Here is a 25,019-nt window from a genome sequence, read left to right as displayed (position 1 = left end):
TTATTTATAAAGATTATTCTTGAAATCATCGATTCTGTAATCGGTTGCAGCATTTCCTTTTTCCACCTTTTCTTTGGAATACAACCGGAAATCGTTTTCTGTTTTTTCTAAAAGATAATCGTAAGGTCCAACATGTGAAATTAATTTAATCAAGACCGGCGAAATTTCAAGACAGATAAAAAGTCCCATAATGAAAGCTGCTGCCAAACCAATAATTGCTGAATTTTTGCCTAATTCATCTAATGCCTGAAGCCTCGCTGCAAATCCGTTAAATTTATCCTCAAAGGTTTCTGTAGATTTTCTTTCCGTTTCTAAGTTGGTATAAACTTTTGAAATTTCTTTATCTAAATATTCCAAACGTGGTGCAACCTGTTTCTGATAGCTTTCAAGATCATTTCTTCGTTGTTCTTTTAATTCCTGCTTACGTTTTGCGTTTGAACCGAAACCTACTTTTCCACTCGTTAATCCCGATTGTTTTCCTAAAATTTCTTTTTCAAGTTCTACAGAAGCGGAATCGTAGGATTTTTGATATTGAGCAATTTTGTCTGAAATCTGTTTTTTCTCAGTTTCGAAAGGTCCGCTTTGTTGAAGGATTCTTCCATTCATTTCGCCTTGAAGCTGTTTTTTATTTCGTTGAATAATGGTATTCAATTGTTTGTTCACTTCTTTTTCAAAAATTTTAAGCTCTAAAGGTTTAGAAATAATAATCCCCAAAAAAGTTGCCAATACCAAACGCGGAATTGCCATTAATATCTGATTCCACCAAGTTCCTGTTTTTTTAATGGAAGAAACTATATATCGGTCTAGATTGAAAATCATTAAACCCCACAAAACTCCAAATCCAATGGCTGTCCAAATTTCATCAAAAACAGTATACATCGCATATCCGGCCGAAAGGGTAGCGAAAATGGCAGTGAAAAGAACAATTCCTCCAATTCCTGCAAACTTGTTCCATTCGCTCGGTGTCTTTCTCAAAATATGAATGTTTCCGCCGGAACAGACCATCAGAAACTTCTGGAACCAATTTATTTTATGATTCGCCTGATTTATAGTTTGTTGATTATTTTTCATGATAGAAAATTTATACAAATGTAATACTAAAAATCATACCAATGCTAAAGATAGTATTATGTTTTACCAAGTATACGGATTCAAGTGTGTAAATGTTTGGTTATTAGAGTTTTAAATTATTAATTAAAATAGTCTTATATTTAAGTTACCAATTCACTTAAAAATAGAATTATGAAAAATCTACTAAGACTATCCATGTTTTGCATGATTTTGATCTCATTTTCATGTACAAAAGAGAAAACTATTAATGATGAACTGAAAGAAGCTGCTGCAAGTATGAACAAATCTACTCCGCAAATCCTCAGTGACGGAGTACGCCTCGACAGTGTAACAACACAGCCTAATAAAACGTTAAAATACAACTACACTTTAACTGAAGACGTAAAGGAAAGCGTAACTCCCGAAGAAATTGAAACTTTTAAGAATCAGGCAAAAGAAGGCGCAACAAAAACTATGAAAACTTCCGCAGACATGGAGGAATTCCGAAATAATAATGTTTCTTTAAAATATTCTTATTACGACAAAAATGGAAAACCCATCGCAGAATTTATCGTAACACCTGAAGATTATAAATCAAAATAATTAATTCAATTAAAATTTTATAAATAAAAAAGATCTGCGAAATCAGCAAAATCAGCGAGAGAAAAAGAAAAAATATTTAAAGGAAGCTATTTCAAACGATCCGGATTCTGTTTTAAAAAACTTTCCCAACCCGTGTAAGATTTTGTATCTGCAATCGTTCCCGAATTGAAATGATGACAAACGGCTACTGCCAAACCATCGGAAGCATCGAGATATTTTGTTGGAAATTCCTTTAATTTTAGAAGATTTTGAAGCATTCCGGCAACTTGTTCTTTACTTGCATTCCCGTTTCCTGTGATTGCCATTTTAATTTTTTTTGGAGAATATTCGGTAATCGGAATGTTTCGGTAAAGACTCGCAGCCATCGCAACCCCTTGTGCACGACCTAATTTTAGCATACTCTGAACGTTTTTTCCGTAGAAAGGGGCTTCCAAAGCAACTTCATCCGGATGAAATTCATCGATCAATGCTAATGTTTTGTCAAAAATATATTTCAGTTTGGTTTCGTGGTTCGGGTATTTTTTTAGCAATAATTCATGAATGGAAATCATTTCCATTTTACCTTTCTTAACGGAAATAATTCCAAAACCCATCACTATTGTTCCAGGGTCGATTCCTAAAATAATTTTCTCTGCAATCATTGCATCAAAGATATGACTTTCTAAATTTTTTATGATTGAAAAAAATAAATCAAATGATAAAATTTATTTAAAAATCTTCTTAACTTAACCAAAAATAGTACTATGAAAAATTTGATTATTTTATTAACAATTCCAATTTATTTCTCCTTCAACTTTCTAAAGCTGAAGGGATTGGGTGAGGATCGACAAAATGAACCAAATTTAGCTTTGAACAAAAATTCACAAATTGTTTATCTTTTTTTTAAAGTTGAAAAAAACAATTCAGGTTCAGAAAAAATCACTTTACAGGAAAAGAAAATTACAGATGGAAAATTAAAATCAATCCCAATTTCTGATGAAAATAAAGGTCAGAATGGAGATTTTATTGTTTCTCTGGCTAGCACAAACGGAAAAGAAATCATAAAAGAAATTGTGGAAGATCCGTTGAATCCTTCAAGAGAGGTTTACAATAGAGAAGAAATTAGCCGAGCGAAAATTTCTCTTCAAAATGCTGAATTCAGTGTAAGATATTCACATTCTGCCGAAATTCAAATGGTGAAAATCGAAAAGATTTCAGAAACCGGAAAACAGGTAATATTTACTCAAAAACTTTAATCATGAAAAAAACTTTATTATCACTTTTTATCGGAAGCTTTTGTTTTGCTCAGGTTTTTGAGACAGTTCCGGTTTTACAAAACGGATCGAATGATAAACGAATCAATATTGCAGTTTTGGGTGACGGTTTTACATCGGCTCAACTTCCGAATTTCGTGACTTCTGCACAAAATACGATCAATTATCTCTTCACAAAAAGTCCTTACACAGAATACAAAAATTATTTTAATGCTTATGCCATTAAGGTTATCTCGCCGGAAACAGGAGTTAAGCATCCCGGAACAGCAACCGATGTCACAGAGCCTGTAATTCCGGTAAGCAACCCGAATAATTATTTTAATTCTACCTTCGACAACGGAGTTCACAGATGTCTTTATGGGAATACAACGAAAGTTACACAGGTTTTGGCGGCTAATCTTCCGGATTTCGATATTGCTTATATTCTCGGAAATTCTACGGAATATGGAGGTTGTGGAGGTACGTATGCTTTTGCTTCACTAAATTCTTCGTCGAACGAAATTGTGGTTCACGAATTAGGTCATTCTTTTGGTAAATTAGCCGATGAATACTGGTTTTCCGGTACGGGAGAATCTGCAAATAAAACACAGAATTCCAATCCTGCAACGATAAAATGGAAAAATTGGGTTGGCCTGAATGGAGTAGGAGTGTATGCTCACGCCGAAAGTCCGTCTTGGTATAGACCACATCAAAGTTGTGAGATGAGGTATTTGAATCAGCAGTTTTGTTCGGTTTGTAAGGAGGCAATTATTGAAAAAATTCATGCGTTGGTTTCTCCCGTAGATTCTTACATGCCTGCAAATACATCAACTGTGAATGCGAATTCGAACGTAACTTTTACGGTTACAGAGATTCTTCCGATTCCAAATACTTTGGTGAATTCGTGGACGTTGAATGGAACACCTTTGGCTTCGACAAGCAACACTGTTACCATCACCCCAAGTCAATTGAATAATGGAAATAATACTTTACTTTTTTCGGTGAATGATAATAATCCGCTGTTGAAGATTGATAATCACAGTACAGTACATTTTACCAATGTTACTTGGACTTTGAATAAAACAGCAACTTTAAAAACTTCCGAAATTACAGCAGAAGAAAGAAGGTTTTCAATGTATCCGAATCCTGCAGAGAATGAATTTTATATTAAAGGTAAAAAAGATTTTTCTAAAAATGTCAACGTAGTTTTATACGATGCTTCAGGAAAAATGGTTCCTGTAAAATTCGATTTGAAAGATTCTTCAACATTACAAGTTAATATTCAAAATTTACCTTCCGGAACGTATACTTTCAGTGTTACAGAAAATAAAAGTTTAATTATTTCTCAGGAGATTATTAAAGAGTAATTTTTATTTTAATAGAAATTAACCGGCTTTTCAGTCGGTTTTTTTGTTTTAAATTAAATTTATCCCAACTTTTTTTCAGCGATCGGAATCCAACTAGAGTCATGGCGAAGCAATGTAATTTTATCAACTAAGAATTTAGTTTTGTATTCTTTGCTTTTGTAAATTTCCCAAGCTTTCAGGAAATTTTCATAAGTTAAATTCCTGTAGCCCACCGTCATATGTGGATTGAAGTTATACTTCATAAAATTAAATCTTTCTCGAACCCTCCAGTATAATTCCTGCAGGTTTTCGTTACTTTCCGGCTGTACAAAAAGAACAGGATTTTTTGGATTGGCAAAACTTCCAAAACCATTTAATTTAATTTCAAAAGGAGAATGAAGGGTGTCTATTTTTTGGAATGCTTCATGAATATCGCTTTCCAAACTGACCTCTCTTGAAAACGGTGGAAATAAAGTAATATGTGCATCGTTTTTTAATGCTTTTGAATTTTCATAATGTAAAGCAAGATCTTGCTTAAAAATTTTCACTTCATCAATAATTTCCTGAGGCGGATAAATGGCTATGAAATACAGCTTCTTCATGCAATGAATTTAAGGAAATTAAAAATAATTATAATACATAAGAAAATTATGTATAGATTTGCTAAGTATAAAAGATGAATATTTGAAAAAGAACAGTCTTTATAAAGGAACACTCCAAAATATCATTCTTAAGCTTCTTGCAAAAGAAGTGAAGATGTATGGTTATCAGATTACGCAGCGTGCAAAAGAGCTTACACAGGGCGAACTTGAAATGACGGAAGGTGCATTGTATCCGCTTTTGCACAAGCTGGAAGCAGATGGAATGATCTTATCCGAAATTCAGAAGATTAATGGAAGAGACCGCAAGTATTATCTTTTAACAGAAAAAGGAAAAAAACAGCAAATCGAGCAGGAAAACGAAATGAAAAATTATTTATTTAACTTAAACACGATTTTTAATATATGATTACATTTTTTCAGGAAAGAGAAATTGAAAAATATTTGTGGGAAAAGAAAATCTCAGGAAAACTTTTAAAAGAAATAAAAGATCATATGATTTCCCAGATTTTAGAAATTCAAAATGATAGGAGTATAGGCTTTGAAATTGCTTTCGAAAAGACAAAACTAAATTGGAATAAAGATCTAGCGATGGTTCGGAAAAATCCTTTTTCGAGACAGAAAATCACAAAGATTGCATACGAGATAGATAAAATTCAAAATCGGAATTTATTTTTAAGATCGATGATTTGTGCTTTTGTTTTTGCCGGTTTTTTGATGGCTCTTGCTTTTCTTTTTAATGAGGAAACATATTTAAGTATAAATAAAGCAATAAAAAGAACTTTTTTGATATTGCCATTATTGATGCTGGGAATGTATGTTCGACAGAAGAGATTGGCTTCTAAAAATAAGCAAAATAATGTTGTAGTAAACAATTTTATCCATCCACTTTTGGTTTTTGGGATTTTAATTGTTATGGATAATATGATTGATTATCCAAATACTTCTTCTAATATTATATTCAATTTTGTAAATTTCGGATCTCGAGGAGAAGTTACAACGTATGTTTTTATAAAGATTGTTATGAGAGGGATTCTTCTTCTTGCTCTTTATTTATTTTCATTTTTCTCTTTAATTGAAAACATTAAAAAGTTCAAACAAGATCAAAAAATTTATAATTAAACACAATGATCTCCACAATACAAGAACAACAGGTCACCAATTATTTAATTCTGCATCGACTTCCTTTAGATATTTTATTAGAGGTAAAAGATCATATGATTTCACAAGTTTCAGATATCCAAATGAGTGAAAATCTGAGTTTTGATGAAGCATTTTTAAAAACACAAAAATTGTGGGAAAGCGAATTTAAAATGACGAGTTATTCTGCTTTTTATAACGAACAAATTCCTGTTATTGTTAAAAAAATTGCAAAAGCAAAATATAATAATATTATTAAGAAATCTCTCTTTTATGCGTTAATTTCTTTAATGATAAATTTATTATTTGTTTACTTTTCTACTAATGTAGATGTTTATACAGGACTTTCAAGAATGCAAAATTGTTTATTTGTTTTAACTCCTTTTTTGATTTGGATATTCGATTCAAAAATGAGAAAGTATGTAAAACAAGATTATAAATACCAAGGGAAGTTGTTTTACACCATGTATCAAAAGAATTTAAGTTTATTTGCTGTGAGCTTAAGCTTTATGTTTCAAGTTGTAATTCGAGAGGATAAACATGTTTTTGAATTTTTCAGAACAAAAGCTCCAATGGAAATATTTCCATTAAGTATTTCTTTATTTGTTCCATTTTTGTTGCAGATAATTGTAATTTTTGTTCTCATAAATTTTTTTGAGCATAAAAAAACATTAACCAAAATGCAGAATTTTCTGAAAATTTCAACAGAATAAAATTTAAATTTTAACCAAAACTTTAGTACTATCTTTTCTCATCTCAGCCATGGCATTTTCAATCGCATCGGTGATTTTTTTGATTTCAATATGAGGTTTGAAGATTAAATTTTTCCCTTTCTCTTCATCCGCAATATTGGATAAAATAATGACTGAGGTTTTTGTTTCAGGATAAAAAATATTCAGAGATGGAGAACCTTTTACATAACCACTGTGGAAAAAACTTGCAGGTTTACCAATGTTCATCATGATTCCGTAGCCGTAACCCATTTTCCCGAAAATAGGATGATGCCTTTCTGCGGTTTGTGTCTCAAGCTTTCTTAATGTTTCGGAGTTTAAAATTTTTCCATTGTATAAAGCATTGTTCCAAGTGTGAAGATCGTCGATTGTGGATAAAATTCCACCAGCAGGAATTCCGATGTCTTTGCTGCCTAGTCTTTTGGGCATATTTTGAATTTTTTCGAAAACTTTTCCATCTCCCAAATATGCTCCTGCGAAATTTTTTCCTTCAAACAGAGTTCCCGTAGAAGAATGATACATTCCAATTTTCTTAAAAAGTTCTATTGCGTTTTCATCATAACTCTTACCTGAAACTTTTTCTATAATTTTTCCCAAAGCATTAAAACCATCATTTGAATAAAAAAAATCTGTTCCGCTTTTGAATTGCAGTTTCCCTCCGAAAGTATTTAATCCGGAAGTATGATTTAAAAGCTGATGAATCGTAATGTTTTCGTAATCTTTATTTTGAAAATCATTAATGTATTTTGAAACTTTATCATCCACATTTAACTTCCCTTGTTCCATTTGAAGCAACGTTAAAACTGCAGTAAATTGCTTGCTTACCGAACCGATGGCAAAAATCGTATTGCTGTCAATTTTTGTTTTGGTATTAAAATCTGAAAAGCCCTGATTTTTCCTGTATAATTCTGTTGAATCTCTGAATACGGCGACACTTCCGTTGAAATTATATTTTTTGAAAATAGAATCGATTTGATTTTTTAATAATTTTTTTTCAAAAACAGTCAAGGCGCTGTCGATGACCGCTTTTTTATCAACCTGTTTTATGGGAGTTGTTTCCTTTTGACATGAAATGAAATTAATCAAAAGAGAAATAATTAACGAAAATTGAAATATTTTTTGTGTCATTTTGTGTAAAAAATAAACTTTTAAGCATTTGTTATTTATAAAAATAAGAAAAACCTCCTAATTTTCATTAAGAGGTTAGAATAAATTATTTCGAAATGGTCTTATTTACAAATGTTCAAAAATTTATACATATTATTTTGAAATCAAATCACAAAACCAGAAAACATATTCTCCATTTTCTTCATTGTCGTTAGATTTCGGTTTAGGATAAGTTTTTTTGACTGTTTCCCCAACTTTAAAATCAATCGGATTTTTAAAAATAGGACCATCAAAAGTAAACGTATGAAACTCTCCGTTTTCTCCACAGGGATCTACATTTTCGGGTAAATCTTTAATGAAATTTTTATCAATTATCCTTCCTGCGAAACTTTTATCTAAATACGTTTCGTTCACGCAGGTTACAATGGTTTTAAAACCAAGATCTAAAAACTCATAGATAAGTTCGGTTGTATTAATTTTCCACAAAGGGAAAACACCTTCCATTCCGATGGAGTGTAATTGGTCTTCACGATATTTTCTTAAATCTTCTAGAAAAATATCTCCAAAAATAGAATGCGTAACGCCGTGGGATTTTATTTCATTCATCGTTTTAGACATGATTTCGCTGTATTCTTCCATCGAAGGTTCTTTCGGGATTTCCATTTTAATTAAAGGAAACCCTAAACTTTCCGCCTGTTTTTCCAACAACGAAACATGAACACCGTGCATAGAAATTCGTTGAAATTCTTTATTAACGCTTGTCAGTAAAGAGGTGATTTCAAATTGATTCTGTTTTAAAGTTTTATATAATGCAAAGGCAGAATCTTTTCCGCTGCTCCAGTTGAATATAGCTTTTGGTTTCATATTAAAAATAAAAATCTCCCCAAAATAGAGAGATTTTGTGAATTATTGTTTTTCAATTTCTTTAAGAGGAATAAACCCTCCGTTTAAATAATCTAGTTTCAATTCGAATGAAACTGAAGATGGTCCGGATGCGATTAAACCGCCAATAATACCAAAAAATGCTGAAGCTAGAATCACATCTCCGGTTTTAGCCGTAGATTTTATTTTTCCGGTGAAATAATAATCATCTTCTCTTTTCTCTGCCTTTGAAAAAGCATCTTCCATAGGCAAATAAATGTAAGGCACTCCTTGATAGACAATTGCAAAAGTGTTATTTTTTTTGATTTCCTTATCCTTTCCATCAATGGTCTCGTAAATTTTAATGATTTTAGATGTTTTTCCATAAAATTTAGCGTTTGAAATCGATTTTTCAGATGGCTGCTGATTCTTGAAAGCATTATAATCTGCATATATTCCTTCTCTTAGCTCGGTAGAGTTGTAGAGTGCTAATTTTTGTTTTTCAATTTCATCAAAATTTTTAATGTCTTCGAAAGTATATTGGTCTGTTGGAACCGCTTTTTTAGATATATTCTTACTGATAAAATTACTTACCATTTCGCTGCCTTTTCTCATAGTGGCTTTAGTAACATCCATAGATGAATGATCGATAACAGAATCTATTTTATCAATGTATGAATATGTTCCATTATCATTTTTGGCAAATAAATAGGCTTGAAAATAACAGTAGCCATGCTCGGAAAAAGCTCCTGTAAGTTCTGCAAAATATAATTGTTTAAGGTACATTACAATGGTACCTTCATCCGTATTTTCTCCATTGATTTGATTTAATAAATTTTGAAACTGAACAGCGAGGCTTGTTGTAGGAACCACCCTTGCTTTTGTATTAAATGCTCCTTTTTGCACAATTCCCAACGATGTAGAATCGGCTCTAGCATCTATGAGCTTAATGGTTTTATAATAACTTTTTTCAAGTTTTTTCTCAGGAAAGCTGATTGTAAAATCTTCAGTTCTCTTTTGAGTATAAGCTGAGGATGATACGACGAATCCTAAAAACAATAAAATATACTTCAGTTTATTTTTCATAGTTATTTTTAATTTTAGCGAAATTATAAAAAACTCTCGAAGCTAAAAGAAACTTTGTAAAAATTAACTTTTTAAACAACAAAAAACCTCAAAGAAAATTCCTTGAGGTTTGAATTTATAAATTATTGATACACGTAGTAGTCAACAATTGTCTACGGCACAGCCGTTACATATTTCTTCTGTACTTACCACCCACTTCAAACAAAGCATTGGTAATCTGCCCAAGCGAACAATATTTCACGGCATCCATCATCACTTCGAATAAGTTTTGCTGATTGATGGCTGCGTGTTGTAAGGTTTTCAAAGCTTCTGCAGATTTATCTTCATTCGAATTTTGGAAATTATGAAGCATTTCAATTTGGAATTGCTTTTCTTCCTCTGTCGAACGGATAACTTCTCCCGGACGAACTGTTGGCGAGCCATCTTTTCCTAAGAACGTATTCACCCCGATGATAGGATATTCTCCGGTGTGTTTCAACCATTCGTAATGCATCGATTCTTCTTGGATTTTCGAACGCTGATACATGGTTTCCATTGCTCCCAGAACGCCGCCTCTTTCTGTAATTCTGTCGAATTCTGTGTAAACAGCTTCTTCCACCAAATCTGTCAATTCTTCAATAATAAATGAACCTTGAAGCGGATTTTCGTTTTTCGCTAAACCTAATTCTTTATTGATAATTAACTGAATCGCCATGGCTCTTCTTACTGATTGCTCAGTCGGAGTTGTAATCGCTTCGTCATAAGCATTGGTGTGCAATGAATTACAGTTGTCATAAATTGCATAAAGTGCCTGTAAAGTCGTTCTGATGTCATTGAAATCAATTTCCTGAGCGTGAAGTGAACGTCCCGAAGTCTGAATGTGATACTTCAACATCTGGCTTCTCTCGTCAGCTCCATATTTCAGTTTCATGGCTTTTGCCCAGATTCTTCTTGCAACGCGCCCGATTACTGAATACTCAGGATCGATACCGTTGGAGAAGAAGAAAGATAAATTCGGTGCAAAATCGTTGATGTCCATTCCTCTTGACAAATAATATTCAACATACGTGAAACCATTTGCTAACGTAAATGCCAACTGAGAAACCGGATTGGCTCCCGCTTCTGCAATGTGATAACCAGAGATTGAAACAGAGTAGAAGTTTCTTACTTTTTCTTTAATGAAATATTCCTGAACGTCGCCCATTAATCTCAAAGCAAATTCAGTTGAGAAAATACAGGTGTTTTGAGCTTGGTCTTCTTTTAAAATATCTGCCTGAACAGTTCCACGAACGGTTGCTATAGTCTTAGCTTTAATTTCAGCATAAACATCGGCTGGAATCACTTCATCTCCTGTAATTCCTAATAATTTTAAACCTAAACCATTATTGGAAGGCGGCAATTCTCCGTTATATTTTGGTCTTGCTAAACCTTTATCGTCGAATTTTGCTTTTAAAACTTCCTCAACTTTAGCCTCAAGCTTATGCTCAGCAATATATTTTTCAACATTCTGATCGATGGCCGCATTCATAAAGAAAGCCAGCAACATCGGTGCTGGTCCGTTGATGGTCATTGAAACGGATGTCAATGCATTCACCAAATCAAATCCTGAATATAGTTTTTTAGCATCATCTAAAGTCGCAATAGAAACTCCTGCATTTCCGATTTTACCATAAATATCCGGTGGTAAAGCTGGATCTTGTCCGTAAAGAGTTACTGAGTCGAAAGCTGTAGACAAACGTTTTGCAGGCATTTCCGCAGAAACGTAATGGAATCTTCTGTTGGTTCTTTCAGGGCCTCCTTCTCCGGCGAACATTCTTGTCGGATCTTCTCCGGTTCTTTTGAAAGGATAAATTCCTGCTGTAAAAGGAAATCCTCCCGGAAGATTTTCCTGACCTTTCCATTTGATCAAATCACCCCAGTCGTTGTACTTTGGTAACGCAATTTTTGGAATTCTTAGGTGAGATAAAGATTCTGTTGAGGTTTCCACTTTAATTTCTTTTCCTCTTACAAAATAGGAGTAAAACTCTTCATGGAAAGCCTTTTTCGTATCGTCCCAGGTTTTTAGGAAGTCGATGTTTTCCTGTTGAAGTTCTTTTTCAGCTTTTTGATATTCAGCGTCCAAAGCTTCATTGGAGATTATTTTTTTAACACCATCAATATGATACATTGTTCTGGCTAATTCAGCTTGCTTTTCAATGTTGGCGTCATATTGTCTGTTGTTTTCAACAATTTCAGAAAGGTAACGAACTCTTTTTGGAGGGATGATCGTTACTTCATCAGTAATTTCTTGTTCAACAAAACCTTGTAGATTTAAACCAGCAAATCTATCGTTGACTTTAGAAACCAATCTGTTGTATAATTCAGTTGTGCCGTGATCGTTGAACTGAGATGCCTTTGTTGCGTAAACCGGCATTTCATCCAATGGCTGTTCCCATAATAAATGGTTTCTCTGGAATTGTTTTCTAACTGCCTGAAGTGCATCAAGAGCACCTCTTTTATCAGATTTATTTAAAGCAACCAAATCTGCATAATCCAACATATCGATTTTTTCCAACTGTGTCGAAGCTCCGTATTCAGGAGTCATCACATACATTGAAACATCAGCAAAATCCGAAACTTCTGAACCTGATTGTCCGATCCCTGAAGTTTCCAAAATAATTACATCCGGATGAGCTAATTTCAACACATTCAACGCAGAATGAATAAACGGAGAAACCGAAACGTTATTTTCTCTCGTCGCCATAGAACGCATGTAAACTCTTGGATCATTGATCGCATTCATACGAATTCTGTCTCCCAAAAGCGCACCTCCGGTTTTCTTTTTAGAAGGGTCTATTGAAATGATAGCAATCTTTTTATCAGGATTTGAACGAATGAAACGTCTTACCAATTCATCTGTCAATGAAGATTTTCCCGCTCCACCAGTACCCGTGATACCGATGATCGGAATATTTAAATCTTTTGATTTTTCGTCGATTGCTTTTACCAATTCTGGTTTTTCTTCTGAGAAGTTTTCAACAGCAGAAATGATTTTTGCGATGCTTGTTGAATTTTCAAAACTGATTGAATCTAAATCACTCGCTTCTACTTCTTTTCCCGTTGCAAAATCGGATCTTTTCACCAAATCATCGATCATTCCCTGTAAACCAAGTTCACGACCGTCATCCGGAGAATAAATTCTGTCGATTCCGTAAGACATGATATCTTCGATTTCTTCAGGCAGGATTACACCGCCACCGCCACCAAAAATCTTGATTTGCGGAGAGTTTTTCTCTCTTAAAAGATCGTAGATGTATTTAAAATATTCGTTGTGACCGCCTTGATATGAAGTAAGGGCAATCGCGTTGGCATCTTCCTGAATGGCTGTATTTACCACTTCTTCAGCAGATTTGTCGTGACCAAGGTGGATAACTTCGCATCCCGTTCCCTGAATAACACGGCGCATAATATTAATCGCAGCATCATGACCGTCGAATAAAGACGCAGCTGTTACGATTCTGACTTTGTTTTTAGGAGTATATTTCTGGGTTTCCATAAAAAATCTAGAGAATTTCTGAATTCCAAATATAATAATAAAATAAGAACCCGAATTTTGATTTTAATGTATTGATATTTAAATGTTTAGTTAATTTGAATAATTTGAACCTTCTCTAAAATAATAAACATTCGTTTAGGGTAATGTTGAGACTAAGATTTAGTTTAAGGATGAAATTTAAAAGAGATATATTTGAAACTGTGTCGTTTTTTAATTCTCAAATTAATTTCTCTACTTTTGCATCATATATATTAAGGTATGAAAAAGGCATTGCTATATTTTGCGTTGGGAACGGTTCTGAGTTTTTTAATCAATTATTTCTTTTACAGCTCAGAAAATATAGGTCTGGATATTTATTATGCCCTTGCCTTCGGTTTTGCATGGGGAATTGCTTATTATCTTGATACGCCAAACTTCACCTTACCTCAAAAATTGGGATTGTCTTTTGCTGCAATGGCTGTGATGGTTGCGATTGGGGCTGTTATTTTTAATCTAGAACTGGCGATTCCTTCTGTATTGAAATTTTCAACTGTTTTTGTGGCATATTATTTAATTGCAAGTTTTAGAGCAAACAAGACGCTTCGCGATTAATGCATCATAAAGAAACTCGCATACATTAATAATAGGAACATGCAAAGGATTCCTATAAAATTGATCATAAATAAAAATATCCCTTTGAAAACACTCATTGTTCTGGAGCTTTCATAAACTCTATGATGGGCTATGAAGAAATATACACTCATAAAAATAATAGCAGCGGTGAAAACTAATATATGTAATAAAGTTAAAACACCAACATCTGGAAGATAATCCGTTATTTTATCAAAACAAATCAAAAGGAGCGTTCCCAATAATAAAAAAGAAAAATAATGTAGAGTGAAAATTCCATGATCGAAATACCACCATTTCTTTTTATTATGAAAAATCCACAGGAAGAAAGCAAAAATAGGAAGATAAACAAATAATGCCTTCGGAAGTGTATGAACAATCGTTTCTTTAAATTTTCCGAAAATCTGATCTCTGTTAAAACCCTTTTCCTGCATATGAAAGATTTTCTTTGCAAAAGGTTTCATGAATTTAAAAACCCCTTGCTTATCACTTTTTGCATAAAGGGAATCAAATTGTTTCATATTTTTTGCACCAAGAACGCTTAATCTATTGTCTTCTGTTTCTCCGAAAAAGTCGGTTTCAATCTCGTTTCCGTTTACCTCCGTTACTTTTATGTCTTTATCGGGTTGTATAAGATCTTCTTTTTTTAATTGATTTTTGGTGAGTTCCTGTTTCAAACTGTCGGCAAACTTCGCAACTTTTTCATCTTTTGCTTTTTGTTTTTCGATTTCCTGAGAGGTATGAGTCTTTTCTTTGTGTTCTGACTCTTCATCTGAGCTTGAAAATAGGGAAGGAAGGAAAAATGTAATAAAACTTATAAAAATATAGAGTTTAACGGGTGCAACATACAATTGCCTTTTTCCTAAAAGATATTCCTTGGTTAGTTTTCCCGGACGTACAAGAAGATATTTAATAGTTTTCCAGAATTCTCCGTCGTAATGAGTGAAATCTTCTATGAAATGTGTAAAAAGATAATGAAAAGGCTGTCTTGTCTGAATATTTTCCTGTCCGCAATGTGGGCAGAATCTTTCTTCAACCAAGTGTCCGCAATTCAGACAGTCTTTTTCATCTCTTAATTTACCGTGGCTCATAGTTTTAAAGGATTTTGAACAAATATAATTATTTAAATAAATACAATAATCATATCTGTAAATATTTGAATAAATGTTTAAGGAAAATTAATAAATAGAATTGAAAATATAATAATTGTTTAAATGATTTTGTGTTTTTGAATTTTATTGAAGAATATTCTAGTAAAAAAATTAGATTTAATTTCTAGGTCATATTTTATAGATTAATTCTGTCGGATTGATGAAGTAAAGCACATAATCAATAGATTAAATAAAATATGTTTTTGCAATACAAAAATAATTTGTACCTTTGCACACCCTTTTGAGGGGAAATTATGTTTAATCTTTAACTAAAACGTGTGAATACATTAAGTTACAAAACTGTTTCAGCGAACAAAGCTACTGCTAATAAAGAATGGGTTGTGGTAGACGCTGAAGGACAACCGTTGGGAAGACTAGCTTCTACGGTTGCAAAGATTTTGAGAGGTAAGCACAAAACGAACTACACACCTCACGTAGATTGTGGTGATAACGTAATCGTTTTGAACGCTGGGAAAGTTACTCTTTCTGGAAACAAGTGGAACGACAAGACTTATATCTGGCATACAGGTTACCCTGGAGGACAGAAGTCTATGACTGCGGCTGAACTTCAGAAGAAAGATTCTTTAAAAGTATTGGAAAAATCTGTAAAAGGTATGTTGCCTAAAAACAGATTGGGAGCTGCTTTATTGAAGAACCTTTATCTTTATGAAGGAACTGAGCACAAACACGAAGCTCAACAGCCTAAAACAATTAATGTTAACGAATTTAAATAATTAATTTATGTCTATAGTTCACAAAATCGGAAGAAGAAAAACTTCTGTAGCTAGAGTTTATGTAAAGCCAGGAACTGGTGTTATTACAGTAAACGGTAAAGATGCTGCAACTTATTTCTCTACAGACGTGATGGTTTACAAATTGAACCAACCGTTCATCCTTTCTGAAACTGTTGGTCAGTACGATGTTACTGTAAACGTTTTCGGTGGTGGAAATACTGGTCAGGCAGAAGCTATCAGATTAGGTATTTCAAGAGCTTTATGCGAAATCAATGCTGAATTCAGATTAGCTTTGAAACCAGCTGGTTTACTTACAAGAGACGCAAGAATGGTGGAAAGAAAGAAGCCAGGTCAGAAAAAAGCAAGAAAGAGATTCCAATTCTCAAAACGTTAAGATTTGCTGTTGGCGAATGGCTTTTAGCTATTGGCTTCAGGAATTTATTAAATTTTTTTAAACTTAATCTCGGCGAAAAGCCAATTGCCAAAAGCAAAAAGCAAACCGCCAATTGCCCGTTACGTTTAGCATCCAAACACTTCTCCCATCTAAAGAAGTTGTTGATTGTTTAAAAAACGGAAAGTAAACTAACAAAAACAGAAAACATGGCAAAAGCAAATGTAAAAGACCTTCTAGAGGCTGGTGTACACTTCGGTCACATGACTAGAAAGTGGAACCCAAATATGGCTCCATACATTTTCATGGAGAAAAACGGTATTCACATCGTAGACTTACATAAAACAGCTGTTAAATTGGATGAAGCTTGTAACGCTTTAGAAAAATTAACTTCTGCAGGTAAAAAAGTTCTTTTCGTAGCTACTAAAAAGCAAGCGAAAGAGGTTGTTGCAAAACACGCTTCTGAACTTAATATGCCTTATATTACAGAAAGATGGCCTGGAGGTATGCTAACGAACTTCGTTACTATCAGAAAGGCTGTAAAGAAAATGAACTCTATCGACAAAATGAAAAAAGATGGAACGTTCGAAACTTTATCTAAAAAAGAAAGATTACAAGTAGACAGACAAAGAGCTAATTTAGAGAAAAACTTAGGTTCTATCTCAGACATGGTTCGTCTTCCTTCTGCAATCTTTGTTGTAGATATCATGAGAGAACACATCGCTGTAACTGAAGCTAAGAAATTAGGTATTCCAGTTTTCGGTATTGTTGATACTAACTCTGACCCTAGAAAAGTTGACTTCGTTATCCCAGGAAACGATGATGCTTCTAAATCTATCGATATGATCTTGAACATCGTTTCAGAATCTATCAAAGAAGGTCAGTCTCAGAGAAAAGCTGATAAAGAAAAATCTAAAGAAGAAGGAGAAGTAGTATCTGCTGATAAAGATGCTGACTTTGATGGAGAATAATTAAAGATTTTCTTGAAAATAATAAAACCGCTAAATTTATTTAGCGGTTTTTGTTTTTTTATTTATGGACACATTAAAATTCCGGGAAAATTTGGATTGGGTATACCAATTCTACAAACACCGCCACAGCATATTTCTGTTTCTAAATCGCATCCGTCACTGCAACGTTTGTATCCTCCTTTAATTGTTCTTAATTCATTTCTTGAAACTTTTTTTAAGTTTTTCATAGTTATAGTTTTATAATTTTCCTACTCTATATGCTTTTCGGATTCCGCAATAATGTGATTCAAATATAATAAATAATTCATTATGTCACTTATTTTGGAAAAATAAATATAATTTTTTTAAACTTAATTTTTAAGATAAAATTTAATTGCTCAAGGTAATGTTATAAGAACTCGTTACAAACTTAGTTTTCTGATAAACCGAATTACAAATCATTCCTGAAAGTGTATAATTTTGATTCTTTAAAACCATTGCAGAACCAATTTTATTAGCCCCAATCGGAATTTTCTTGAAATAATTATTCCCACTTATTGTTAGAACCATATTACAACGCGAGTTATTTTCCACCGTAATAGACGTTTTAGGACTGTCTGAAGAATCGTTTAATAAATCTGTTAAAACTTCTGCCGTTTCCGATTTATAGGTTTTTATTAAAGCCTGATATTCTGTTTCGGTCTGAGTTGCAGATGTATTTCTGGTTCCTGTAGGAGTTGTCGGACGAGGTTTCGCTGGTGCCGGACTACTGCTGGTTCTGTAATGAGTTGCTTCACAACTAACTAGCAATAAAGCAATAAGAGCTATGGAAAAAGGAAAATGCTTTTTCATATAAATATTTTTCTTATTGTAAAATTACTCTTTTTAGTTTTTTCCTAAAGAATTTTTATTCCCAACTTGCGTAGGATTGTTTATTGTTAAAAAAATACTCTTTTTAATATCCTTTTGCGAAGAATATAATACATCACAAACATTACTTGTTATAGTATAATTTCCTTTATTAATGACGATAAAGTTTTCTCCCTTCGCTGGAACAGCCATATTGTAGAAATCATTACCCTGAATTCTTACCACCAGATTACAATCCGATTGATTCTTGAATAAGAGAATAACTTCCTTGCTGCTAATATCTTCATTAAACATTGCATTTAAAAGCTTTACGGTTTTATTCTTATGTTCCGTTGAAGTTGACGCAATGAGGCGCTTAAATTCCTCTGCTTCGGCTGCATTATTTCTCATCGCATCCAAAGACATTTCGGAAATAATGGGTCTTGCTTCCATCGGTTTGGCGTCTTTCTTTCCTTTTGTCCATTCAAGATTTTTTAAAGCAATTAATTTTGGCTTTAAAACACTTCTTCTCGGATCATCAGGATGACATGTTTCAAGGAATTTTTCGATTTCCTGAATATTCTTGCTTTCAAGAATATTTTTCGAGCTTTTAGCTACGGTTGAAGTTGAACTGCATGAAGTCAGCATGAGAACTAACGAAATAATTAGGGAACATTTTTTCATAAATCATGAATTTTTTTAATAAATAGATTTTCATTTTTTTAGAGTGTGTGTTTGTGTTAAAATATATATATGATGACACTTGACTGTAAAATTTTACAGCCAGTATTTGTCTAAGTGAAAAATTTTCACTTTAAAAAGCTTAATGGTTTAAATTAATAATTGAAGTGTGTTTAGGAAATTTTTTTTCATCTTGATTGTTTTTTAATTAATTTTAAATTTAATGTATGTAATTGTCTTTCCTTTTGCAGAAAACAATTCCTCATAATAAGTTCTGATATCTCTTAGATGTGGAGTATTCGGATCATATTCTTCTGCTCCGTAAATGTCATGATGCGCACTGATAATTTCATAACCTGCACCTTGAAGATATCCTAAAGTATAACCATGCAAGAACTCAGAATCTGTTTTCAAATGAACAATTCCGCCTGGTTTTAGGAACTTTTTATATCTTTCTAAAAAGTCAGGGTGAGTTAATCTGTGCTTTGTACGTCTGTATTTGATCTGTGGATCGGGGAACGTGATCCAGATTTCATCTACTTCGTTTTCAGCAAAATAATGATCAACTAATTCGATTTGAGATCTTAAAAAAGCCACATTATTCATCCCGTTTTCTACAGCTTCTTTTGCTCCGAACCAGAATCTTGCCCCTTTAATATCGACACCAATGAAATTTTGTTCTGGGAAAGTTTTGGCAAGACCAACCGAATATTCTCCTTTTCCACAGCCTAATTCAAGAACGATGGGATTATCATTCTTAAAAAAATCTGTACGCCATTTTCCTTTCAATTCGAAACCATTTAAAGCTTCATCTCTTGTTGGCTGAATAACGTTTGGTAATATTTTGTTTTCTGCGAATCTTGCTAGTTTGTTTTTACCCATGAATAATTTCTAAAATCCCGCAAAAATAACGAAATTTAACCAAAGGGTGATTTTTTAGTGATAAAAAATAGCTATGATAGGAATTTATTTTTTTGCAGAACTTCCCAAAGCAACCATCAAAGGCTTCTGAATTGTCTTTTGAGACGCGTACTGAGCACCACAAACAATGCTTGTGAAAAGGTAATCTCCTTTTTGTACTACAATAGAGTTATCGCTATGAGCAGGAACAGGAAGTCTGTACTTTGTATTTCCTATACCTTCCATTCTCATGATAAGATTACAGTCGGATTTATTTTCGATCATTACAATGCATTCTTTTGCATTCGGATCGTTATCGAAAAGTGAGTTAAGAATTTTAACGGTCTTATTTTTATGCTCGACAGGATTTTCAGCCATCAGCATATTGAATTCTGAAGCTTCTGTGTCAGGAATTGCAGCAACGGGTTTAGTAGATCCTGAAGCTGGAGTTGTTGGAGCAATATAAACATTTTGCGGGGTACTTGGAGTGTACACGACGGCAGATTGCCCAACCTGCAGTTCTTTCTGATATTTTGCGATTTGCTTTTGTCTGATGATCGCGTTCATCTCGTCGAATGAAATTTTTGTGGAAGGTCTTCTTCTCAACATGGCAAGCCAGTCCTGCATTTGTCTCACTTTCGTATCTCCAGGCTGTGCATTTTTAATGTATTCCTTCATCATTTCCATCACACGAGGTTTCAGAACAGATCTTCTGGGATCATCGGGGTGCGCGTCTCTTAGGAAAGCATTGATCTCGTAGATGCTTTTACTTTTCAGAATATCACTGTAGTCTTTTCCTCTTGACTGAGCCGAAAGACCAATGGAAAGAATTACAAAAAAGAGTAGAAGTAGCTTTTTCATTCACTAATATTAAAGTTAAAAAATAAAATTTTTATTCTTTTACTTGTGTTTGTGTTTGATTATTAGTGTTTAAAATTGCAGCGAAAATTAAGCCAAATTAGTATTAAACACAGAATTTTGAGTTAAAATTAATCATTATTTAAAAAAATAAAAAATGTACACTACAATTTTGTAATGTACATCTAACAGATTTATCTTAAAAAAGTGAATTTTATTTTACAACCTCCTGAAGGTGAGAGTTTCTTAATCTTCGTTGGTAAATAGGTAAATATTTTTCAATCGGAACTTTTATCGCTTCAAAATTACCAACCATTACATAAGGTTCTATGTTTTCTGAACTATAAACGAACTGAAGAAAATTATCAATTAAATTCTCAGGAATCTTGAATTTTGCGAAGTAATCTTTGCCTAAATAATTTTTGATTTGGGCCACGGAACTATTCATTTTTTCATAGGCCATATATCGCTGCTTTTTCTTTCTGTCTCCCGATAAAATATCATAAATACTTTCTAGACTGAACGTAAGACCGCCGTCTCGCAATCCTGCAACCGGAAGCTGTGGAGAAGTTCCGTCGCCTTTCGGCTCAGGTAATCCGATTACTTTTTTGATGGCTAATCCTTTGTCTTCTTTCCTTAAAGAATTAACATCATACCTCAAATTTCCTGTTGGTTTGAATCTGCTAATAACAACTTCCTGAATATCGTGATATGCAATTTTTAATTCAATTAAATTCTTTTGACCGATCATCTGAGGAGTAATCTTAATATCTTTTCTTTCCGTAACTATAGACGTGAAACGAACAACATCACCAACATTCACGGCAAGATTAAAATCTCCGTTATAATCGGTAAGAACAGTTTTCTGAGCATTAAGATTGGTTACATACACCTGATTAAGGTACAGTATGGAATTATCCCTTAGAAAAACTTCTCCAGAATATATTTGAGCGTTAATTTTTGTCAGAAAAATCAACAGCAGTAAAGTAAATAACTTCTTCATACAATTGTGCAAAATTACATAGAATTGCGATAAATTATATGTTATTACAACACGAAAAGTGGTTAAAGTTATATTAAACTTTGCAATAAAATTGTTAATGAGTGTTATAATTTTTTTTTAAAAATTCATGATTTTAAGAAAATATTCTCGTTTTAAATGAAATATTAATAGTTTTTCACTAAAAGCCAACTTGAATATTTTACCGTCGTTTTTCCTCCAAATTCTGTCCAGCTTATGAAATACCAATACGTTGCTGTATTTACAGGTCGCCCGCTTCCAATAACTTTTCCGTCCCAAATGAATCGGTTGGTAGGATTTCCCCTGAAAATTTCAGCACCATATCTGTCGAAAATTCTGAATACAATATTTTCGTTATTCATTAATGCAGAATAATCTATTGCATCATTGTATCCATCTGCATTTGGAGTGATGGTATTAATTAAATTAATAATCACAAAAGTTTGTGTAATTTCCTCACATTGATTAGAATCTCGAACATGGATGATATGATTTCCTCTCGGAACATTTTGGAAAATATTCGAGCTTTGCCAGTTTACGCCATCCAAAGAATATTCGTAAGGAGGAGTTCCGCCGCTTACACCGATTGTAACTTTAGTTCCATCAATTTCAATCATTGTAATGATTGGAAGTGGAGATTCTGTAACATTCACGTGCTGTCTGTAAGTACATCCGTCGAATGTAAGGTCTACCCAATAACTTCCTGCAGGAACGTTTGTGATAGAAGGTGTTGTTGCTCCCGTACTCCACAAATAACTGTCAAATCCCGGACCTGCATCTAAATTTGTAAGTGTTTTAGGACAGATAATCTTATCAACTAAAACTGGGGCATGCTTCGGAATTCTTACCGTAATCGTAATCGATCCAACATTTGGACAGGCACCTGGTTTCTCAAATCTGATATAAATGGTTTGGGTTCCTGATAAGTTCATCGGATTTCCAAGCGGAGCCACATCATTATTTGCATCGGCTTGCGTTGCATGGAAGCTTACAGTCACCAGAGCATCGGTTGTAAACTGAGAAATGTAAGCCATTAGATCAATCTGTTTTACGCCATCAAGATCATCATCGCAGAAGCTTACCGGCAAGGTATTTCTTAATAAAGGAATTCTTCCGCCGATATTAAATACAAGAGGTTTAATCACGGGAGGACATCCATCCGGAGAATCTACTCTTATGTAGATTGTTGTTGTGGTTGTATAAGACCAAAGGTTCGGAAGTGTATTGCTGTTTCCTAAATTGGCATCGGCTAAGTTTGCATAATATCTTACGTTGGTAAAATAAGTAGGATTACTCAACACAATTTGTGTGATATCCGATAAAGTTACAGTCACAGTTCCGTCTAGATTATCATCGCAAAAAGAACCGATGTAATTGTTGATAACATTTGCAAAAGGATATAAGTTTAGTGTGATTTGGGCAATACTTTTACATCCGATTGAATTTTTTACAACTGCATAAACAATCGTTCCGTTTGCAGCAGAATATGTTGTAGGAGTTGTGATTTGAGTTCCCGGAGTTTCGTTTTGAGCCGTTAACAGAGAGGGATAATAAGTAATCGTTACAGGAGAATTGCTTGTAACGTTTGCTGTTGTTAAATTAAATATTCCTTGCCCACTTCCATTGTTACAGGCATTTAAAGTAGCATCATTTGTAATTAATGGTTGAATATTAATTGTAACTGTTACCGTTTCGCAATCAGGGAAATCTGGATTGTTTCCGCAGAAAGTATAAGTAAAAGTATCTGTTCCTGTTGTTCCGGGATTCGTTACTGTATAGGTAATAACTCCGGTTGTTGAATTTATTGTTGCTGTTCCTAAAGTTGGTGTTGTAAGAATCGCAACTGTGGAAGGAACTGGTGTTTGTGTTGATGATGAAAATGTTGGTGGAATTGTTTGTGTTGAACAGACATTATAAGTTGCATTAGACAATTTAGTACAATTCAAAACTTTGTATTGTTCCGTTACCAAAGGTGCGCAACTTCCCATCGTTACAGAACAAGTGTAATATCCTGGCTGAGTCGGAGTAATGGAAGAACCTGTCGCTCCAGGAATCAAAACTCCGCCATTATACCATTGATAAGTGTCGTAAATAATTGGATCGACCGTCAAAACAATTCCCGGAATACAATCTCCACCGGATTTTAAAATAACAGGCTGTGTTGGAAATCCGGCAAAGAAACCTCCGTAACCGACTGCATCACTTCCGGCTGTAATCCCTGCTGTAATGGCTTTAGAAGAAACAATAGTCACCGTTCCGGTTGTGTTAGGAATTCCATAGGTTACCCAGTTGGTTGTTCCCGTCATGTCGTAAGGCCCTGTTGATGGAAGTGGAGTACTACCATTTACCGTCACAACAGCACCTCTTTCTGTAATTAAATTTAATTTGGTTGGAATATTTAAAATACCGGTTGGGTTTCCGTTGGAGTACACAAAATTTTCATCTAAGAAACCAAGTTCATTAATTTGTTTAGGCAAATAGCAATTTAAAGCCGGAATAAAATTAAACCCTCCCGTCGCAACTTCATTTCCCGTAACGCTGGAATCTCCTGCCAAAATCTGATAAATATAAGCGTTTTTGGTAGTTTTAATGTATAAATTGTAATGCCCGTTTGTTCCCTGTAATTGATATTTTGTATCTGGAATTCTGAAATATTCTCCTGCATTTAATGTGGCAATAGGCGTTAATTCGTTGTTGACACGAACTTCGGTATTATTTTCTGTGGCAATTACCAAAGCGCCTTCCATATTGGTTCCCACGACTCCGTTTCCTTTCACTAAAGCGAATTCAGTTCCTAATCTATCGACCGGAACAGATTGATCCATTAAAATATCTGAACTTGTAGGGAAGTTTCCGGCATATTGTCCGTTGAAATTTCCGTTGGTGACATTTATATTTTTAGTGGCAACAATTTTAGCCCCGATAAATCCATCAAAATTTCCTGTATTAAAACCACTTCCGTCGAGAATGTAGGATTGTCCTTTATTTAAAGTAAAAGTAAGGGTAGGTGTTGTAGCTCCTGTCGTTCCATTTGAAAATTGAACGGTTGGTTTATACCCTGAGATGGTCACCACAGTATTGTCTTCCGTTGCCAGGACACTGGTCATAAAATTTAAAATAGGATTGCTGACCGTAATCGGAGCATGCGCAGAATAAAAAAGTTTTCCCGTTGAAGGAATTCCCTTTGATGTAATAATTTCTGCATGATTGTAAACCGAAAATCTTAAGTTGGCGTAAAAAGGGAAGTCTGCTTTTAGATAAAGACCTTTCGTGGTGGGTGTAAAAAGATCGGTTTGTAAGGTCGTAATGATATAATCTCGTAAAACATCAAACTTTTGAGGATTATTTTTACTGATCGTTACCGTTCCGATCACGATGTTATTGTTATAAATCGTTACCGTAAAAGGTGTCGTACGGTTGGTAGATAAATATAATTTTTGATAAGGATTGGGATTTCCAGTTCTATCGACCATAGGCGCAAACCAATGCTCCCTATCCAATTGAGCAAATGTAGAGGTGAAAAAATATAGTATAAATAGAAAAGATAGAATTTTCTTCATTCAGGTCTTGCTTTTATCACAAATTTAATAATAAAATACGGTATTA

The 25,019-nt window shown here is 33.7% G+C and carries 25 protein-coding genes; 10 read left to right on the top strand and 15 right to left on the bottom strand.

The genetic code is table 11. The annotated features are described in order from the left end of the window. Nucleotides 1-1,071 carry a DUF4407 domain-containing protein gene (locus ACKX2A_RS09600; RefSeq protein ID WP_415329185.1) on the bottom strand — a complete coding sequence of 357 codons (1,071 nt, stop codon included), beginning with the start codon at nt 1,069-1,071 and terminating at the stop codon, nt 1-3. Nucleotides 1,072-1,242: 171 nt separating this feature from the next. Here ACKX2A_RS09600 and ACKX2A_RS09595 point away from each other — a divergent pair, with 171 nt between their 5' ends. Further along, nucleotides 1,243-1,653 (top strand): hypothetical protein, encoded by a 411-nt coding sequence (locus ACKX2A_RS09595; RefSeq protein WP_415329184.1) that lies wholly within the window; start codon nt 1,243-1,245, stop codon nt 1,651-1,653. Between the two features lie 86 nt (nt 1,654-1,739). On the opposite strand, the gene ruvC is transcribed toward ACKX2A_RS09595, so the two are convergent. Then, a complete protein-coding gene (ruvC, locus tag ACKX2A_RS09590; RefSeq protein ID WP_415329182.1) occupies nt 1,740-2,294 on the bottom strand; it encodes a crossover junction endodeoxyribonuclease RuvC in 555 nt (184 codons plus the stop codon). A 102-nt stretch (nt 2,295-2,396) separates the two neighbouring features. Between ruvC and ACKX2A_RS09585 the strand changes: the two genes are divergently transcribed. Continuing rightward, the gene (locus ACKX2A_RS09585; RefSeq protein ID WP_415329181.1) at nt 2,397-2,888 is read left to right on the top strand and encodes a hypothetical protein; all 492 of its coding nucleotides are present in this window, start codon (nt 2,397-2,399) and stop codon (nt 2,886-2,888) included. A 2-nt stretch (nt 2,889-2,890) separates the two neighbouring features. After that, complete coding sequence (locus ACKX2A_RS09580; RefSeq protein ID WP_415329179.1) at nt 2,891-4,252, top strand: M64 family metallopeptidase; 1,362 nt, start codon at nt 2,891-2,893, stop codon at nt 4,250-4,252. Between the two features lie 59 nt (nt 4,253-4,311). Here ACKX2A_RS09580 and ACKX2A_RS09575 read toward each other — a convergent pair whose 3' ends face one another. Continuing rightward, on the bottom strand, nt 4,312-4,833 hold the full coding sequence (locus tag ACKX2A_RS09575) for a 2'-5' RNA ligase family protein (RefSeq protein ID WP_415329177.1): 522 nt from the start codon (nt 4,831-4,833) through the stop codon (nt 4,312-4,314). 82 nt (nt 4,834-4,915) lie between these two features. Between ACKX2A_RS09575 and ACKX2A_RS09570 the strand changes: the two genes are divergently transcribed. The 3 genes from ACKX2A_RS09570 (at nt 4,916) to ACKX2A_RS09560 (ending at nt 6,683) form a co-directional block, all read left to right on the top strand. Further along, nucleotides 4,916-5,239 carry a PadR family transcriptional regulator gene (locus ACKX2A_RS09570; RefSeq protein ID WP_415329175.1) on the top strand — a complete coding sequence of 108 codons (324 nt, stop codon included), beginning with the start codon at nt 4,916-4,918 and terminating at the stop codon, nt 5,237-5,239. After that, nucleotides 5,236-5,952, top strand: a complete 717-nt coding sequence (locus ACKX2A_RS09565) for a hypothetical protein (RefSeq protein ID WP_415329173.1) — start codon at nt 5,236-5,238, stop codon at nt 5,950-5,952. The genes ACKX2A_RS09570 and ACKX2A_RS09565 overlap by 4 nt, the downstream gene beginning before the upstream one ends. Before the next feature lie 95 nt (nt 5,953-6,047). Continuing rightward, nucleotides 6,048-6,683, top strand: a complete 636-nt coding sequence (locus ACKX2A_RS09560; RefSeq protein ID WP_415329172.1) for a hypothetical protein — start codon at nt 6,048-6,050, stop codon at nt 6,681-6,683. Nucleotides 6,684-6,686: 3 nt separating this feature from the next. On the opposite strand, the gene ACKX2A_RS09555 is transcribed toward ACKX2A_RS09560, so the two are convergent. From ACKX2A_RS09555 to ACKX2A_RS09540, 4 genes are all read right to left on the bottom strand, one after another. Beyond that, nucleotides 6,687-7,829 (bottom strand): serine hydrolase domain-containing protein, encoded by a 1,143-nt coding sequence (locus tag ACKX2A_RS09555; protein WP_415329170.1) that lies wholly within the window; start codon nt 7,827-7,829, stop codon nt 6,687-6,689. Nucleotides 7,830-7,961: 132 nt separating this feature from the next. Continuing rightward, nucleotides 7,962-8,672, bottom strand: a complete 711-nt coding sequence (locus ACKX2A_RS09550; RefSeq protein WP_415329168.1) for a diphthine--ammonia ligase — start codon at nt 8,670-8,672, stop codon at nt 7,962-7,964. A 42-nt stretch (nt 8,673-8,714) separates the two neighbouring features. Continuing rightward, the gene (locus tag ACKX2A_RS09545) at nt 8,715-9,755 is read right to left on the bottom strand and encodes a hypothetical protein (protein WP_415329167.1); all 1,041 of its coding nucleotides are present in this window, start codon (nt 9,753-9,755) and stop codon (nt 8,715-8,717) included. Between the two features lie 166 nt (nt 9,756-9,921). Next, nucleotides 9,922-13,269 carry a methylmalonyl-CoA mutase family protein gene (locus ACKX2A_RS09540; protein WP_415329165.1) on the bottom strand — a complete coding sequence of 1,116 codons (3,348 nt, stop codon included), beginning with the start codon at nt 13,267-13,269 and terminating at the stop codon, nt 9,922-9,924. A 258-nt stretch (nt 13,270-13,527) separates the two neighbouring features. Between ACKX2A_RS09540 and ACKX2A_RS09535 the strand changes: the two genes are divergently transcribed. Continuing rightward, nucleotides 13,528-13,860 (top strand): hypothetical protein, encoded by a 333-nt coding sequence (locus ACKX2A_RS09535; protein WP_415329163.1) that lies wholly within the window; start codon nt 13,528-13,530, stop codon nt 13,858-13,860. On the opposite strand, the gene ACKX2A_RS09530 is transcribed toward ACKX2A_RS09535, so the two are convergent. After that, on the bottom strand, nt 13,857-14,969 hold the full coding sequence (locus tag ACKX2A_RS09530; RefSeq protein ID WP_415329161.1) for a DUF3667 domain-containing protein: 1,113 nt from the start codon (nt 14,967-14,969) through the stop codon (nt 13,857-13,859). The two genes, ACKX2A_RS09535 and ACKX2A_RS09530, sit on opposite strands and share 4 nt — an antisense overlap. Nucleotides 14,970-15,307: 338 nt before the next feature. On the opposite strand from ACKX2A_RS09530, the gene rplM reads away from it, so the two are divergent. The 3 genes from rplM to rpsB all read left to right on the top strand — a co-directional run bounded on the left by rplM (nt 15,308) and on the right by rpsB (nt 17,125). Beyond that, the gene (gene rplM, locus ACKX2A_RS09525) at nt 15,308-15,763 is read left to right on the top strand and encodes a 50S ribosomal protein L13 (RefSeq protein WP_072961855.1); all 456 of its coding nucleotides are present in this window, start codon (nt 15,308-15,310) and stop codon (nt 15,761-15,763) included. Between the two features lie 7 nt (nt 15,764-15,770). Then, entirely contained in the window at nt 15,771-16,157 is a 387-nt protein-coding gene (gene rpsI, locus ACKX2A_RS09520) for a 30S ribosomal protein S9 (protein ID WP_039364978.1), read from the top strand. 206 nt (nt 16,158-16,363) lie between these two features. Further along, a complete protein-coding gene (gene rpsB / locus ACKX2A_RS09515) occupies nt 16,364-17,125 on the top strand; it encodes a 30S ribosomal protein S2 (protein ID WP_415329157.1) in 762 nt (253 codons plus the stop codon). A 62-nt stretch (nt 17,126-17,187) separates the two neighbouring features. Here the strand turns inward: rpsB and ACKX2A_RS09510 are convergent, their stop codons facing one another. The 7 genes from ACKX2A_RS09510 to ACKX2A_RS09480 form a co-directional block, all read right to left on the bottom strand. Next, nucleotides 17,188-17,352: a bacteriocin-like protein gene (locus ACKX2A_RS09510; RefSeq protein ID WP_415329155.1), complete on the bottom strand. Its 165-nt coding sequence runs from the start codon at nt 17,350-17,352 to the stop codon at nt 17,188-17,190. 142 nt (nt 17,353-17,494) lie between these two features. After that, nucleotides 17,495-17,956 carry a DUF6759 domain-containing protein gene (locus ACKX2A_RS09505; RefSeq protein WP_415329153.1) on the bottom strand — a complete coding sequence of 154 codons (462 nt, stop codon included), beginning with the start codon at nt 17,954-17,956 and terminating at the stop codon, nt 17,495-17,497. Nucleotides 17,957-17,989: 33 nt separating this feature from the next. After that, the gene (locus ACKX2A_RS09500; protein WP_415329151.1) at nt 17,990-18,637 is read right to left on the bottom strand and encodes a DUF6759 domain-containing protein; all 648 of its coding nucleotides are present in this window, start codon (nt 18,635-18,637) and stop codon (nt 17,990-17,992) included. A 201-nt stretch (nt 18,638-18,838) separates the two neighbouring features. Further along, nucleotides 18,839-19,516, bottom strand: coding sequence for a tRNA (guanosine(46)-N7)-methyltransferase TrmB (trmB, locus tag ACKX2A_RS09495; protein WP_415329149.1), 678 nt, complete (start codon nt 19,514-19,516; stop codon nt 18,839-18,841). An 84-nt stretch (nt 19,517-19,600) separates the two neighbouring features. Beyond that, a complete protein-coding gene (locus ACKX2A_RS09490; RefSeq protein WP_415329147.1) occupies nt 19,601-20,395 on the bottom strand; it encodes a DUF6759 domain-containing protein in 795 nt (264 codons plus the stop codon). 211 nt (nt 20,396-20,606) lie between these two features. Beyond that, nucleotides 20,607-21,395, bottom strand: a complete 789-nt coding sequence (locus ACKX2A_RS09485; RefSeq protein ID WP_415329145.1) for a hypothetical protein — start codon at nt 21,393-21,395, stop codon at nt 20,607-20,609. A 164-nt stretch (nt 21,396-21,559) separates the two neighbouring features. Continuing rightward, nucleotides 21,560-24,973 carry a T9SS type B sorting domain-containing protein gene (locus tag ACKX2A_RS09480; RefSeq protein ID WP_415329143.1) on the bottom strand — a complete coding sequence of 1,138 codons (3,414 nt, stop codon included), beginning with the start codon at nt 24,971-24,973 and terminating at the stop codon, nt 21,560-21,562. Nucleotides 24,974-25,019: the final 46 nt, after the last annotated feature.

This window comes from Chryseobacterium sp. MMS23-Vi53 (assembly GCF_047651245.1).
Taxonomy (GTDB): Bacteria; Bacteroidota; Bacteroidia; order Flavobacteriales; family Weeksellaceae; genus Chryseobacterium.
This window is presented reverse-complemented; position numbering and strand designations above follow the sequence as displayed.

Excerpts from the sequence above, each read along its gene's own strand:
- ACKX2A_RS09580 (WP_415329179.1), top strand. The coding sequence starts at position 2,891 with ATGAAAAAAACTTTATTATCACTTTTTATCGGAAGCTTTTGTTTTGCT.
- ruvC (WP_415329182.1), bottom strand. The coding sequence starts at position 2,294 with ATGATTGCAGAGAAAATTATTTTAGGAATCGACCCTGGAACAATAGTG.
- ACKX2A_RS09540 (WP_415329165.1), bottom strand. The coding sequence starts at position 13,269 with ATGGAAACCCAGAAATATACTCCTAAAAACAAAGTCAGAATCGTAACA.
- rpsB (WP_415329157.1), top strand. The coding sequence starts at position 16,364 with ATGGCAAAAGCAAATGTAAAAGACCTTCTAGAGGCTGGTGTACACTTC.
- ACKX2A_RS09595 (WP_415329184.1), top strand. The coding sequence starts at position 1,243 with ATGAAAAATCTACTAAGACTATCCATGTTTTGCATGATTTTGATCTCA.
- ACKX2A_RS09510 (WP_415329155.1), bottom strand. The coding sequence starts at position 17,352 with ATGAAAAACTTAAAAAAAGTTTCAAGAAATGAATTAAGAACAATTAAA.
- ACKX2A_RS09560 (WP_415329172.1), top strand. The coding sequence starts at position 6,048 with ATGATTTCACAAGTTTCAGATATCCAAATGAGTGAAAATCTGAGTTTT.
- ACKX2A_RS09550 (WP_415329168.1), bottom strand. The coding sequence starts at position 8,672 with ATGAAACCAAAAGCTATATTCAACTGGAGCAGCGGAAAAGATTCTGCC.
- ACKX2A_RS09545 (WP_415329167.1), bottom strand. The coding sequence starts at position 9,755 with ATGAAAAATAAACTGAAGTATATTTTATTGTTTTTAGGATTCGTCGTA.
- ACKX2A_RS09565 (WP_415329173.1), top strand. The coding sequence starts at position 5,236 with ATGATTACATTTTTTCAGGAAAGAGAAATTGAAAAATATTTGTGGGAA.
- ACKX2A_RS09530 (WP_415329161.1), bottom strand. The coding sequence starts at position 14,969 with ATGAGCCACGGTAAATTAAGAGATGAAAAAGACTGTCTGAATTGCGGA.
- ACKX2A_RS09535 (WP_415329163.1), top strand. The coding sequence starts at position 13,528 with ATGAAAAAGGCATTGCTATATTTTGCGTTGGGAACGGTTCTGAGTTTT.
- ACKX2A_RS09500 (WP_415329151.1), bottom strand. The coding sequence starts at position 18,637 with ATGAAAAAATGTTCCCTAATTATTTCGTTAGTTCTCATGCTGACTTCA.
- trmB (WP_415329149.1), bottom strand. The coding sequence starts at position 19,516 with ATGGGTAAAAACAAACTAGCAAGATTCGCAGAAAACAAAATATTACCA.
- ACKX2A_RS09505 (WP_415329153.1), bottom strand. The coding sequence starts at position 17,956 with ATGAAAAAGCATTTTCCTTTTTCCATAGCTCTTATTGCTTTATTGCTA.
- ACKX2A_RS09600 (WP_415329185.1), bottom strand. The coding sequence starts at position 1,071 with ATGAAAAATAATCAACAAACTATAAATCAGGCGAATCATAAAATAAAT.
- ACKX2A_RS09485 (WP_415329145.1), bottom strand. The coding sequence starts at position 21,395 with ATGAAGAAGTTATTTACTTTACTGCTGTTGATTTTTCTGACAAAAATT.
- ACKX2A_RS09585 (WP_415329181.1), top strand. The coding sequence starts at position 2,397 with ATGAAAAATTTGATTATTTTATTAACAATTCCAATTTATTTCTCCTTC.
- rpsI (WP_039364978.1), top strand. The coding sequence starts at position 15,771 with ATGTCTATAGTTCACAAAATCGGAAGAAGAAAAACTTCTGTAGCTAGA.
- ACKX2A_RS09480 (WP_415329143.1), bottom strand. The coding sequence starts at position 24,973 with ATGAAGAAAATTCTATCTTTTCTATTTATACTATATTTTTTCACCTCT.
- ACKX2A_RS09555 (WP_415329170.1), bottom strand. The coding sequence starts at position 7,829 with ATGACACAAAAAATATTTCAATTTTCGTTAATTATTTCTCTTTTGATT.
- ACKX2A_RS09575 (WP_415329177.1), bottom strand. The coding sequence starts at position 4,833 with ATGAAGAAGCTGTATTTCATAGCCATTTATCCGCCTCAGGAAATTATT.
- ACKX2A_RS09490 (WP_415329147.1), bottom strand. The coding sequence starts at position 20,395 with ATGAAAAAGCTACTTCTACTCTTTTTTGTAATTCTTTCCATTGGTCTT.